Origin of the sequence: Nonlabens sp. Asnod2-A12, assembly GCF_045063745.1 — a bacterium.
GTDB classification, from domain to species: Bacteria; Bacteroidota; Bacteroidia; order Flavobacteriales; family Flavobacteriaceae; genus Nonlabens; species Nonlabens xylanidelens.
Genome location: NZ_JBEFOB010000003.1, coordinates 2,277,507 through 2,290,293 on the forward strand (window position 1 = coordinate 2,277,507; position 12,787 = coordinate 2,290,293).

The 12,787-nt window shown below is 34.7% G+C and carries 13 protein-coding genes; 12 read left to right on the forward strand and 1 reads right to left on the reverse strand.

Annotated features, from left to right (window positions below; translation table 11 throughout):
- Positions 1-51 precede the first annotated feature (51 nt).
- From ACJJVJ_RS10420 to ACJJVJ_RS10475, 12 genes are all read left to right on the forward strand, one after another.
- Positions 52-2,661 carry a tetratricopeptide repeat protein gene (locus ACJJVJ_RS10420; RefSeq protein WP_405370153.1) on the forward strand — a complete coding sequence of 870 codons (2,610 nt, stop codon included), beginning with the start codon at positions 52-54 and terminating at the stop codon, positions 2,659-2,661.
- A 9-nt stretch (positions 2,662-2,670) separates the two neighbouring features.
- The gene (locus ACJJVJ_RS10425; protein WP_104514171.1) at positions 2,671-3,072 is read left to right on the forward strand and encodes a polymer-forming cytoskeletal protein; all 402 of its coding nucleotides are present in this window, start codon (positions 2,671-2,673) and stop codon (positions 3,070-3,072) included.
- A gap of 165 nt (positions 3,073-3,237) precedes the next feature.
- A complete protein-coding gene (locus tag ACJJVJ_RS10430) occupies positions 3,238-3,603 on the forward strand; it encodes a hypothetical protein (protein WP_104514170.1) in 366 nt (121 codons plus the stop codon).
- A gap of 124 nt (positions 3,604-3,727) precedes the next feature.
- Positions 3,728-4,918 carry a F0F1 ATP synthase subunit A gene (gene atpB / locus ACJJVJ_RS10435; protein ID WP_104514169.1) on the forward strand — a complete coding sequence of 397 codons (1,191 nt, stop codon included), beginning with the start codon at positions 3,728-3,730 and terminating at the stop codon, positions 4,916-4,918.
- A gap of 31 nt (positions 4,919-4,949) precedes the next feature.
- On the forward strand, positions 4,950-5,147 hold the full coding sequence (gene atpE, locus ACJJVJ_RS10440) for an ATP synthase F0 subunit C (protein ID WP_104514168.1): 198 nt from the start codon (positions 4,950-4,952) through the stop codon (positions 5,145-5,147).
- Between the two features lie 99 nt (positions 5,148-5,246).
- Complete coding sequence (locus tag ACJJVJ_RS10445; protein ID WP_104514167.1) at positions 5,247-5,741, forward strand: F0F1 ATP synthase subunit B; 495 nt, start codon at positions 5,247-5,249, stop codon at positions 5,739-5,741.
- A gap of 5 nt (positions 5,742-5,746) precedes the next feature.
- Positions 5,747-6,283, forward strand: coding sequence for an ATP synthase F1 subunit delta (gene atpH / locus ACJJVJ_RS10450; RefSeq protein ID WP_405370154.1), 537 nt, complete (start codon positions 5,747-5,749; stop codon positions 6,281-6,283).
- A 95-nt stretch (positions 6,284-6,378) separates the two neighbouring features.
- Entirely contained in the window at positions 6,379-7,953 is a 1,575-nt protein-coding gene (gene atpA / locus ACJJVJ_RS10455; protein WP_104514165.1) for a F0F1 ATP synthase subunit alpha, read from the forward strand.
- Positions 7,954-8,022: 69 nt separating this feature from the next.
- Positions 8,023-8,898 carry an ATP synthase F1 subunit gamma gene (gene atpG, locus ACJJVJ_RS10460; RefSeq protein WP_104514164.1) on the forward strand — a complete coding sequence of 292 codons (876 nt, stop codon included), beginning with the start codon at positions 8,023-8,025 and terminating at the stop codon, positions 8,896-8,898.
- A gap of 177 nt (positions 8,899-9,075) precedes the next feature.
- Positions 9,076-9,918 carry an alpha/beta fold hydrolase gene (locus tag ACJJVJ_RS10465; protein ID WP_405370155.1) on the forward strand — a complete coding sequence of 281 codons (843 nt, stop codon included), beginning with the start codon at positions 9,076-9,078 and terminating at the stop codon, positions 9,916-9,918.
- On the forward strand, positions 9,918-10,418 hold the full coding sequence (locus ACJJVJ_RS10470; RefSeq protein ID WP_405370156.1) for an RNA polymerase sigma factor: 501 nt from the start codon (positions 9,918-9,920) through the stop codon (positions 10,416-10,418). Before ACJJVJ_RS10465 ends, ACJJVJ_RS10470 begins: the two co-directional genes overlap by 1 nt.
- On the forward strand, positions 10,405-10,971 hold the full coding sequence (locus tag ACJJVJ_RS10475; protein WP_405370157.1) for a hypothetical protein: 567 nt from the start codon (positions 10,405-10,407) through the stop codon (positions 10,969-10,971). The genes ACJJVJ_RS10470 and ACJJVJ_RS10475 overlap by 14 nt, the downstream gene beginning before the upstream one ends.
- A 69-nt stretch (positions 10,972-11,040) precedes the next feature.
- Here ACJJVJ_RS10475 and ACJJVJ_RS10480 read toward each other — a convergent pair whose 3' ends face one another.
- Positions 11,041-12,786: a hypothetical protein gene (locus ACJJVJ_RS10480; RefSeq protein ID WP_405370158.1), complete on the reverse strand. Its 1,746-nt coding sequence runs from the start codon at positions 12,784-12,786 to the stop codon at positions 11,041-11,043.
- Between the last annotated feature and the right edge of the window lies 1 nt (position 12,787).

Here is a 12,787-nt window from a genome sequence, read left to right on the forward strand (position 1 = left end):
CAATATCAACGCGGTATTTGGAGTTATGGACGTTAGTTTAAAACCTATTTTTTGAAACAGTTTTTCTACAATATTTGTATCGCATTTCTACTCATAGCTATTATTACCGGCTGTAGTAGGAAAAACAATTCTTTTATAAGTCGTAATCTTCATGCTGTCGGGACAGAGTATAATGTTCTTTATAACGGTAACCTTGCTTTACAGGCTGGTCTCGATGGACTAGAACAAACTTATAAAGATAATTACTGGGATATTCTCCCGGTAGAACGCATGACTTTAAAAGATCAAGTATTCTTGCCAGGTGAAAAACCAGCAGATCCCAACTTTGAACGTGCCGAAGAAAAAGCAGTAAAAGCAGTGCAAAAGCACTCCATGCTCATAAATGAAACAGAATATAATCCACAAGTGGACGAGGCTTACATGCTATTAGGTAAGGCTAGATATTATGACCAGCGTTTTATACCTGCGTTAGAGGCATTTAATTACATATTGCAATTTATGCCAGAGAGCGACCAGATCAACCAGGCCAAAGTATGGCGTGAGAGAACTCATATGAGACTGGATAATAATGAAATAGCAATTAAAAATTTAAGTAAATTACTAAAAGAAGAAAAAGGCGATATAGAACAAGAAGATCTCGCTATTGCAAACGCAACTCTGTCTCAAGCTTTTTTAAATATAGAACAAGTAGATAGTGCGTTACTTTACATGAATCGTGCAGAGCGACAGACTAAAAATAGAGAAACACAGGCTAGATATAAATTTATAACAGCACAACTTTTTGCAAAACAAGGGCAGCGCGATAGTGCATTTGCACATTATGATGAAATTATAGACATGCATCGCAAGATCCCACGTCGTTATTATATCAACGCCTACATTGAAAAAATAAAAAACTTTGACGATTCTCAAGATTCTAAAGTAGAACTGCTAGAGACCATAACAGATCTAGAAGAGAATAGAGAAAACAGACCATGGTTAGACGCTATCTACTCTCGTAAAGCTATTTATTATGAGAATGAAGACAGTATAGAAGGTGCAAAGGAATATTATAACAAATCCTTGCGTGCAAGAAACGGTCAGGACAGATATTTGAGAGGTAACAATTATTCTGCTTTGGGTAAAATCAGTTTTGACGAGGCTAAGTTTGTAAACGCAGGTAAATATTATGATAGTGCTGTTGCAAATTATGTAGAACGTACAAAAGAACACAGACTAGTTACTAAAAAAAGAAACAATCTAGAAGATGTTATTTTCTATGAAGGTAGACGTCGCAGTGCCGATAGTATTTTTAAAGTACTAGCAATGACGCCGCAAGAGCAAGCGGTATATTACCAAGAGTACATAGACGAGCTTAAGGCAGAAGAAGAGCGCATAGCACAAGCCGCTGAGGTAGAAGCTGCAAAAGAAGCACAAAATCAGAATGCATTTCAGACTATTAAAGGTGTAACAAAACGTAGCAAAACGGGCCCGTCATTTTCTACACCTGGATCATCGATAGGTACTTTAAAAAACACTGGTAGTTCTTTTTATTTTTATAACCAGCAAACTGTTGCCCGCGGTAAGGTAGACTTTAGAAGAAAATGGGGTAAACGTGATCTTAAAGATAACTGGAGACGTAAAAACAAAAAAGAAGAACTAGAGACCGAGGTGATAGATGAGCAAATCACAGAGGTAGAAGAAGTGAGACCAGAATTTAAAACAGAATTCTACACAAGCACTTTGCCAGAAGGTAAAATCATGCTAGACAGCATCGCGCAATCTAGAAATTTTGCTTACTATCAATTAGGAGTGATATATAAGGAGAAGTTTAAGCGCAATGATCTTGCTATTAATCGTTTTGACACCTTATTAACTCACGATCCTGAAGAGAAATTATTGTTGCCAGCACTTTATAACTTGTATTTAATTTATAAAGAAGATGGAGGTAGTAACGCTTTCGCGAAAGCGGAACAATTAAAAAACAAAATCATATCTAACTATCCAGATACACGATATGCTCAAATATTAAGGAATCCAGAGGCAAAACTAGATGATAGTGCTAGTCCACTAGCTGTTTATAATAGACTTTACAAAGAGTATGAAAAGGAGAATTATGAAGTAGTTATATCTAGTGCAGAGAATTATGCAAATCGTTTTAGTGGTGATGACATAGTACCGCGTCTAGAATTATTAAAGGCATTTGCAGCTGGTAGACTGTATGGTTTTGAAGAGTATAAAAAAGGTCTGGACTACGTGGCTTTAAATTTTCCAAATACAGAAGTAGGTAAAAGCGCTCAAAAACTAGCCTCAGATGCTGAGACTATTAAAATTGCAGAGGCTTTCCAGCCAGAAAATAATTTAAAAGACTTTAAGCTAGTTTATAGATTTAATACTACAGACGCCATAGCAATGGAGAATCTAAAGAATAAGTTATTAGAGGTGTTTAAAAACGAAAATTATAACTTTAGAGTCTCTGTAGATGTATATAATAAGGACGAGAAACTAGTAGTAGTTCATGGTTTAAACTCAAAACTAGGCGCAAGAGGTCTAGGTGACCTTATGGCAAAACCTGAGAATAATTATAACATAACAAAATCATTCTTTGCTATAGCGTCAGAAAATTATAAGATTATTCAGGTCTATAAGAATCTAGATAAGTACCAAAAAGAAATGCTTTAACGCAATCATATGTTTAACGATAAAAAAAATAAGAAATCTTCTATGGAAGCAGGTAAATCACAAAATAGAATAGGTCATGGAACAACAATCAATGGCGATGTAGTAAGTGATGGAGGTTTTAGAATAGATGGTGTTATAAACGGTACACTTAAAACGCCTGGTAAAGTAGTGATAGGTAAGGATGGTAAGATAGATGGTACTCTAGAGTGCGCAAATGCAGACGTAGAAGGTGTGTTTTCTGGAACATTAGTGGTTAACGGTCTTCTTAGTTTAAAGTCCACAGCAAATATTCAAGGAGATGTCTCTACTCAAAAACTGGCCGTAGAGCCTGGAGCTACTTTTAATGCAAGTTGTAAAATGGATGCTCCAGTAAAATCTATTACCGCTGGTAAAAGAGGGAAAACAGCCTAGGCATTCATTTTTTAATATTTATGTGATAACGATTACTACCTGTAGTTAATTACTATCGTATAGTCGGTAATTAAAATTTGCACTAGAGATGGTAGTCATCACCAGTTTTAGGGTTTTCTTTGTTGCATATTAAAGTCGTACTATTATTTACCTTAAAATCATCCAGTGAATTTTTATCTTAAAACATTTCTTGTAGTCTTATTATTAACAGCCGTTTTTTATGGTGCACATTACCTTATAGTAGAAGACCCTGCGATTTCTTTAATTAAAACCTATTCATTTTTAGGTGCAGCGACGTTTATAACGGTGAGTGCGTTGAAATATGTTTTTGGTTTAGTGCCTGATAAATTAGGCTTTTCATTCTTAGCTCTAGTGTTTGTAAAGTTCGGTGTAGTGTTTCTTTTATTCCCTGAATTATTGAGTGATGATCCTAAATTATCTAAGGTAGAGTTACTAGGCTTTCTAGTACCATACTTTATCTTTTTATTTATGGAAGCGGCAATTGTTATTAAGTGGCTTAATAAGAATTAATTGGCGGTTAAAAACCTCTTTAAAAATCGTGAAAAAATTAACTTTTAAAAGCTATGTTTTTACACGTTTTTTTGTCATACATTTGCAGCCGAATTAAAAGACCTAACTTTTTAAGGTGATTTACATGTTTACAGCGTACTTAAAAACAGCTTTTTTTGCTTTAATCCTAACAGCTTTTGCAACAGCACAAGCACAGGATAACCATGGTGATGTTGATCATCATGAACAGGTGGTTGCCGATGGTGGAAAAGTGAATACAAAAGAAGAGATCAAGTCTTATATAGAACATCACTTACAAGACTCTCACGATTTTCATTTATTTTCTTACACAAATGATGCAAATGAGCGCAAGCACATAGGTTTCCCTTTACCAGTTATGGTGTGGTCTAGTGCAGGTCCTAAATTTTTCTTATCATCAAAATTTCATCATGATGATAATGCTCAGGTTCTTGTAAAAGAAGGTGATGCTACATTCTTTAAACTACACAGTAAGATTTATGAATTAGAATCTGGTGCTGCAGCGGTAAGTTATGATGGTGATCACCATCCTTCAAATGCTCACAAGGTGTTTGATTTTTCTATTACTAAATCTGTTTTTGGTTTACTAGCAGTAGGTTTAATTATTTTCTTGTTATTCCGTTCTCTAGCGAGACAGTACAAGACTAAAAGTATTCCTACAGGTGTAGGTCGTGTTTTAGAACCTTTAGTTCTTTATGTAAGAGATGAGATTGCTCGTCCTAACATAGGAGAGAACAAGTACAAAAAATTCATGCCTTATTTATTAACGGTATTTTTCTTAATCTGGATTTCTAACCTTTTAGGTCTTACACCATTCGGTTTTAACATTACAGGTCAGATCGCTATTACTTCTTGTTTAGCTTTGTTTACCTTCTTTATTGTACAATTTAGTGCAAACAAAGATTACTGGAAACACATTTTCTGGATGCCAGATGTGCCAGTTTTAATGAAGATAGTTTTAATTCCTATTGAGTTATTAGGAATTTTCACAAAACCATTTTCACTATTGATACGTCTTTTTGCAAACATAACTGCAGGTCACTTTGTTGTGATGAGTCTTATCGCATTAATGATTACACTTAAAGCTCAGTTTGGAGCAGTAGGTTCTACAGGATTATCTGTTGTGCTTACCTTATTTATATCAGTAATAGAAGTATTAGTTGCTTTTCTACAAGCGTTTATCTTTACCATGTTGTCATCACTATTTATAGGTATGGCAGTTGCAGAGCATGATCATCATGAGCATGCAGGTACAGAGGAAGATGATGTAGATGAAGTAAGAGAACGTTTTATTTAATTTTTTTGTTTAATTTTTAATTTCAATAATCATGGAGGGAACTCTTAATTTAGTTGGTGCAGGTCTTATCGTAATCGGTGGAGGTCTTGGTCTTGGTCAAATTGGTGGAAAAGCAATGGAAGCTATTGCTCGTCAACCAGAAGCAGCAGGAAAAATCCAAACAGCAATGATCATCATTGGAGCACTTCTTGAAGGGCTTGCATTTGGAGCACTTATCTTAGGTAGTTAATATCTAACGATAACATTTTACAAAAAGAACACTTACCTGTAACGGTTGGTTACAGGTAGTGTTTTTAAAAATTAAAAATTAGTATTTTAAAGTAGAATAATGAATTTATTAGAAGATTTTTCACCTGGCTTGTTTTTTATGCAAGCGATCATTTTGATCATTCTTATTGTATTGCTAGGTAAATTTGCCTGGAAACCTATTCTTAGTGCTTTAAGTGAGCGTGAAGAAGGTATAGAAAGCGCTCTTAAAGCTGCTGAAAATGCAAAACTAGAAATGGCAAGATTAGAAGCTTCTAATGAAGCTGCTGCTCAAGATGCTCGTGCTCAAAGAGATGAGATGCTTAAAGATGCACGTGAGATTAAAGAGCAAATGATAGCAGATGCTGCTGGTCAGGCTCAAGAAAAAGCAGATAAGATTATTGCTAGTGCTCAAGAAGCTATAGAATCTGAGAAAAAAGCTGCTCTTGCAGATATTAAATCTCAAGTAGCTGACCTTTCTCTAGATATTGCTGAGAAAGTAACTCGTAAAGAGCTTTCTGAGAAAGACGCACAATTAGCACTTATCGATAAAATGCTTGCTGAAGCAAATATTTAGAAACTATGAAATTATCAAGAGCTGCATCACGTTACTCAAAGGCCATTCTATCACTAGCTGTCGATAAGAATGAGGCTGCTGCTGTTAATGAAGATATGAAAAGCATCCTTGTGACTGTTTCTAAAAACAAGGAATTACGTAACTTTTTAGTGAGTCCTATCATAAAAGATGTTCAAAAACGAGATGGTTTACGTCAGGTATTTAAAGATACTGGTGCGATAACCATGAGTACTTTTGACCTTTTAGTAAGAAACAAACGTGCTGATATTCTTCTAGATGTAGCAACAAGTTATATATTACGTTTTGAAGAAATGAATAAACGTGAGATCGCAACGGTAACTACTGCTGTAGAAATCAGTGCAGATCTGGAGAATAAAGTACTAGCTAAGGCTAAGGAACTTGCAGGAAAAGAAGTAACACTTGAAAAAGTTATCGATCCATCTATATTAGGAGGTTTTGTCCTTAGGGTAGGTGATAGAGAGATAAACGCAAGTGTACAGAATAAATTTGGTGAACTTAAAAGAACATTTGCTACTAACTAGTAAGGTTTAAAAGTTTTCCGCTTTCGCGAAAGCGATATCATAACAAACAATACGATCTGTAAAAAGATCATTGAAACAAGTATAAAAATAAGAACATGGCAGAAGTAAATCCAGCAGAAGTATCTGCAATACTTAAGCAACAATTATCAGGTTTTGATGCAACTGCATCTCTTGATGAAGTGGGAACCGTACTTACCGTAGGTGATGGTATCGCACGTGTTTACGGTCTTTCTAACGCACAATATGGAGAACTTGTTTCTTTTGAAAGTGGACTAGAAGGAATCGTTCTTAACCTTGAAGAAGATAACGTAGGTGTTGTACTTCTAGGTAAATCTACAAGTATCAAAGAAGGTGATACTGTAAAACGTACTGAGCGTATTGCTTCCCTTAAAGTAGGTGAAGGAATCGTAGGTCGTGTAGTTAATACACTAGGAGAGCCTATCGATGGTAAAGGTCCTATAGAAGGAGATCTTTATGAAATGCCTCTTGAGCGTAAAGCACCTGGAGTAGTATATCGTGAGCCAGTTACAGAACCTATGCAAACTGGTATCAAATCTATTGATGCAATGATTCCTGTAGGTCGTGGACAGCGTGAGCTTGTAATCGGTGACCGTCAGACTGGTAAATCTACCGTTTGTATCGATACGATTATCAACCAAAAAGAATTTTATGATGCTGGGGAACCAGTATATTGTATATATGTTGCGATAGGACAAAAAGCGTCTAACGTGGCACTTATTTCTAAAGTACTAGAAGAGGCTGGAGCACTTGCTTATACAACTATTGTTGCTGCAAATGCATCTGATCCTGCACCGATGCAAGTATATGCACCGTTTGCTGGAGCAGCGATAGGTGAGTATTTCCGTGATACTGGTCGTCCTGCACTTATTATTTATGATGATTTATCAAAGCAAGCAGTTGCTTACCGTGAGGTATCTCTTTTACTACGTCGTCCACCAGGACGTGAGGCGTATCCTGGAGATGTATTCTTCTTACACTCTAGATTATTAGAGCGTGCTGCAAAGGTTATCAATAATGATGAAATTGCTGCAAGTATGAATGATTTACCGGAGAGTTTAAAGCCTATCGTAAAAGGTGGTGGATCTCTTACGGCACTTCCTATTATTGAAACGCAAGCTGGTGATGTATCTGCATATATCCCAACTAACGTTATTTCTATTACAGATGGACAGATTTTCTTAGATGGTGATTTGTTTAACTCTGGTGTACGTCCAGCAATTAACGTAGGTATCTCGGTATCTCGTGTAGGTGGTAATGCACAAATCAAATCGATGAAAAAAGTATCTGGTACTTTAAAGCTAGATCAAGCAGCTTATCGTGAATTAGAAGCATTTGCAAAATTTGGTTCTGATCTAGATGCAGCTACTTTAAGTATTATCGAAAAAGGTAAGAGAAACGTAGAGATCCTTAAACAAGGTCAAAACAATCCTTACCCTGTTGAAAATCAAATCGCAATTATCTATGCAGGTTCAAAGAACTTGTTAAGAAATGTGCCTATTGAGAAAGTAAAAGAATTTGAAAGAGACTACCTAGAACTTCTTAATGCAAAGCATAGAGGTACTCTAGATACTCTTAAAGCTGGAAAGCTTACTGACGAGGTGATTGATACACTTACAGCAGTAGCAAAAGATCTTTCTAGTAGATACTAAGAACTTAGAAGTTAGAGATGAGAAATTTGTTTCTCATCTCTAACCCTAAAATCTAACTTCTAACAAATTATGGCAAACCTTAAGGAAATAAGAAACAGAATATCGTCAGTATCATCTACCATGCAGATTACATCTGCAATGAAGATGGTGAGTGCGGCAAAGCTTAAAAAAGCACAAGATGCTATTACTGCAATGCGTCCTTATTCTGATAAGCTTACTGAAATTCTTCAAAGTCTTAGTTCGACTATGGAAGGCGATGCAGGTAGTAAATTTGCAGAACAACGTGAGGTAAATAAAGCACTAGTAGTTGCTATTACTTCTAACCGTGGTCTTGCAGGTGCTTTTAACTCTAACATCATTAAAGAACTGACTCGTTTAAATCAGGAAGAATTAAAAGGTGTTGCAGTTTCTTATATGGCTATAGGAAAAAAAGCAAATGATTTTGTAAGTAAAGCATCTCCTGTTCAATCTAATAAAAGTGATTTATTTGATGACATATCTTATGATAATGTTGCAGTAATCGCTGAAGAGTTGATGGAATTATTTGTTACTGGAGAGTTTGATAAAATTGTTATCGTTTATAACAGTTTTAAAAATGCTGCTACTCAAATAGTAAGAACTGAAGATTTCTTACCTCTTAAGCCAGTAGCTAAGGATGAAGAAGCGATTCAAGAACAAAAGGAACTGGACTATATTTTTGAGCCTTCTAAGGAAGAAATCATTGAAGAGTTAATTCCTAAGTCATTAAAGATGCAATTGTACAAAGGAGTGCGTGATTCTTGGGCTAGTGAGCACGGTGCACGTATGACAGCTATGCACAAAGCAACTGATAACGCAACAGAATTGAGAGATCAATTAAAACTAACGTATAACAAAGCACGTCAGGCAGCTATTACTAACGAGATCCTTGAGATCGTAGGTGGTGCTGAAGCATTGAATAACTAATTAATTCCTACTAAAGCAGGAATCTCCATAACCGGAGTGACATAAATAAACCCTTTCAGAATATGATTCTGAAAGGGTTTTTTAATGGCTGGAATTTTAAATAGTAAAATAATGTAGATATTGATGTAACATTTTGGTGATTTTGTATCTAAAGGATAAATCATTAAAATACCAATCATGAAATTTTTATTTAAACTATCATTAATCGCTGTTTTATTATTTGTTAAACAAGTTAGTGCACAATTAGAGAGTGTGAGTCCTACCGTTACTGGTAGTGGGAATCCAGTACTATTTCTTCCTGGATTTGCAAGTAATGCATCTGTATGGGACGCAACAGTAACTCAATTTTCTAAAACAAACCAATGTCATATCATTGATTATGCTGGTTTTGGAAAAGTCGAGCCTATAGACTTTCCATGGTTGCCTACCATATTAGAAGATTTAAAAGCCTATGTACATTCCATTGATAATGATCAACTAGTAATAGTAGGTCATAGTATGGGTGGTACTATTGCAACATGGCTCGCCTCGCAGTCAGATTTAAAAATCAAAGAAATTATTATAGTAGATGGTTTACCTTGTACTGGAGCATTAATGTTTCCTAATTTCTCACCAGAAAGCATGACCTATGATAATCCTTATAATCAAAACATGCTGTCTATGGAAGATGCTGCTTTTGAGCAAATGGCTATGGGTATGGCACAAGGAATGGTCACCTCTTCTCAACACCAACTTGAAATTAAGCAGAGCATACTTAATTGTGATCGCAAAACTTATGTATATGGTTTTACAGATTATTTAAAACTAGATGTGAGACCCCTATTAAACAAGATCACTGTACCAGTCACTATTCTTGGAGCAGGTAAATTATATGGAGTAGAAGGAGCAACTCAAACTTATAAAAACCAATATAAGAATCTAAGTAGTTATAATTTAATTGTTAATAAGGATGCGATGCACTTTATAATGTTAGATGCTCCTATCTGGTTTCAAAAGCAACTCCAACTTATATTAGTCTAATGAATAAAAATTCTAAAATAGATTTTGAAAAACTGTATCGAGAGCAGTATAATAAAGTGCTGCGGCTATGCATGGGTTATGTACAGGGTGACGAGCATGTAGCAAAAGATTTGCTGCAAGAGGTATTTATCAAAGTATGGCAGCATTGGGATAGTTTCAAAGGTGGTTCACAAAGATCTACATGGCTATACCGCATAACAGTAAATACTTGTTTACAACAATTACGTACTCACCAGAAATATATTAAAACCTCCATAGAAATATTAGATAAAGAAACTACTGTATCTGAATCAATAGATAAAGAACAGCAGTTTAAAAGCCTTTATTCTTGTATTTACCAATTAACCAAAGAAAATCAATCGATTATTTTACTTGAGTTAGAAGGAATCCCTCAGAAGGAAATCGCTCTAATTATAGGAATAGAACATAATGCTCTTAGAACACGATTAAATCGTATTAAGACACAACTAACTAAATGCGTAAATAATGAAAACATTTGAAGAAATACAAAACTCTTGGTCACAGAATAAAGAACCTATAGATGAGGCTCTGTTGCCAACTATATCTAATCGCGTCAATCGCTTAAAAAACAAAAATAGAATCACTATAGCGGTTTTAATAGCTACGGTCGCTGTTCTTGTTGCATACCTTATTTGGGTAGGTTACACAGCGCCTGTGAGCTTTTATGTAGGTTTGTTTTTAATGGTAGGATCAATAGCTTATCGAGTGATTGCTGAACTTTTCTCTACACAAAAATTAGCAAAAATAGCACTAGATAATTCTTATAACAATTATAAGAGCGCAATTGAAAAATACTACAGGTCTAGGTTAATATTACACAAAGTGTTGACTCCTATTATTCTTGTTGTTTATTGGCTAGGTTTTATAATGCTTATACCTACGTTTAAAGAAAACTTATCTCATTTTTGGTTCAATTACACATGGATATCCAGTATTCCCATTGCGATAGCGATGCTGTTTTTTATTAGATATTATATCAAAAAAGAACAAGTTATTCTCGATAAATTATATAAAGAAACTTCTATCTCATAGGTGTAAATTGAGTGTATAGTTGATGATAGTTCCGCTTTCGCGAAAGCGGAACCATCAACTTACTTTTCTTTAGCCATCTGGTTGTGCGCGCCATTTTAAAATATTCTTACAGTATAAGAATATAAATAATACTCCAGCTGCTAGTAATGCATAGCTCCAGTAGATATCTAAATAGTCCATAATGGTTAGGCATGGATCGACAGTATTGTATTGTTCATAACGATCATAATAATGATAGTCACACCAGTCATTTTGATGTGTATCTATAATTATTAATATCAAAAAGATATAAGGTACAAACCCTACTATGGTAATGTTCATAAAGATAGAACCTATCAATTTATTTACTTTAGAAAGTCCTAAAAAGGCTACTGTAAGTATCAACGTACCTAGTATTAAGGTAAAATACATAACAAAATACTGTATCATCGAGCTGTAATCAACTACAAACCCAAAAAATGCTGCTATCAGACCTATTAATATCACGAGTAATACACTGGCTACTATAGAAAACAGTAAAGATTTTAAACTGGTCGTTCTGAAAATAAAGACAATACAAGCAAAGAAAAATGCCATCCATAAAAAGATATGGATGGTACCTTCAAATATGTTAGTCGTTTTTATCTCATCTATGTTTTTAAGAGCTTGCTTTAAAGAATTACTGTCTAGGTAATAGGTGCGCGATCTTAAAGAATTTTCATATATAACAAAGTCGTTTTCTTCTTGATAAGAAACGCTATGTTTATAAGGGTATGAGCCATCATATATTATTTTCTTAACCTCATAAGGACTGCTTGTATAAGCTATGTCTAGCCAAGACTTTGTGGTGAGGTTATGCGATATACTGTAATCACTTGCTAGTTCTATAAAATCACCTAGTAATTTATTATAGGCTTCCTTATCATGTTGGGTAATAAAAGCTTGGTGGTTTTCTATGAAGTCTTTTTGCTTCTTTGTAATCTTAGTAAATGGATTATAGTCATCTCTATATTGATAGTCATAAGAACTATAATCATCTTCTTCATTGTTATAAAATAACTTATTGTAATTGTAATAACTAGGCGCGCTGGTTTTTACATAACGATTCACATCTATGACTTCATCTTTAAAATAAAAGATTTGTTTATTGTCTTTAGTTTCATTGAGTATGTTACCAGTAACATCATGAGGATCAACAGATTTGTCTATAGGGTAAACCTGTTTTCTAAGACTATAGAACTGATAATAATTATCTTTAAATTCAAAATAAGGTTGGTCTACATCTACCGTACTGACTGCGGTAGCACAGTATAATTTATCAAAAGGATTAGGATTTCTTAATTGGTCCAGTTCATAACGAGAGAGATCGTGAGTGAAGAACGGTGCAGCAGCGTTAGTAAGTGCTATATCCTTTTCCATGCGCACATCATTATACGTTAATGTGACATAGGTTTGCATACCTAGTGTATAAGAATAGTAAAAGGTAGTTGCCGCTAGAAATATGATAAAATAGCTAGCAAACTGTTTAAATAGCTTTACCCTGCTATTAGGATAAAAATTCTTAAAAGCATTATTTCTAAATAATGAAATGAGCCATAGCACAAGCAGTAATATGCTTACCATTACAGATATAAGAATAACCCCATTACTAAAGAAGTTTTCTATCGCACTATATTTCTGTAAAGACTCAGGATTCATGAGCGCCACACAACCCATTAAATAGAATAAGATGTGTAGAATGAGTGAAGCGGCTAGCATCCATACTATTTTAGTATTCCATAGCGTAGGATGGTTTTCTAAAAGCGCTTGGTTTTTTGCAGTTATAAATTTTTTCATG

Excerpts from the sequence above, each read along its gene's own strand:
- ACJJVJ_RS10425 (WP_104514171.1), top strand. The coding sequence starts at position 2,671 with ATGTTTAACGATAAAAAAAATAAGAAATCTTCTATGGAAGCAGGTAAA.
- atpB (WP_104514169.1), top strand. The coding sequence starts at position 3,728 with ATGTTTACAGCGTACTTAAAAACAGCTTTTTTTGCTTTAATCCTAACA.
- atpE (WP_104514168.1), top strand. The coding sequence starts at position 4,950 with ATGGAGGGAACTCTTAATTTAGTTGGTGCAGGTCTTATCGTAATCGGT.
- ACJJVJ_RS10445 (WP_104514167.1), top strand. The coding sequence starts at position 5,247 with ATGAATTTATTAGAAGATTTTTCACCTGGCTTGTTTTTTATGCAAGCG.
- atpH (WP_405370154.1), top strand. The coding sequence starts at position 5,747 with ATGAAATTATCAAGAGCTGCATCACGTTACTCAAAGGCCATTCTATCA.
- atpA (WP_104514165.1), top strand. The coding sequence starts at position 6,379 with ATGGCAGAAGTAAATCCAGCAGAAGTATCTGCAATACTTAAGCAACAA.
- atpG (WP_104514164.1), top strand. The coding sequence starts at position 8,023 with ATGGCAAACCTTAAGGAAATAAGAAACAGAATATCGTCAGTATCATCT.
- ACJJVJ_RS10465 (WP_405370155.1), top strand. The coding sequence starts at position 9,076 with ATGAAATTTTTATTTAAACTATCATTAATCGCTGTTTTATTATTTGTT.
- ACJJVJ_RS10470 (WP_405370156.1), top strand. The coding sequence starts at position 9,918 with ATGAATAAAAATTCTAAAATAGATTTTGAAAAACTGTATCGAGAGCAG.
- ACJJVJ_RS10475 (WP_405370157.1), top strand. The coding sequence starts at position 10,405 with ATGAAAACATTTGAAGAAATACAAAACTCTTGGTCACAGAATAAAGAA.
- ACJJVJ_RS10480 (WP_405370158.1), bottom strand. The coding sequence starts at position 12,786 with ATGAAAAAATTTATAACTGCAAAAAACCAAGCGCTTTTAGAAAACCAT.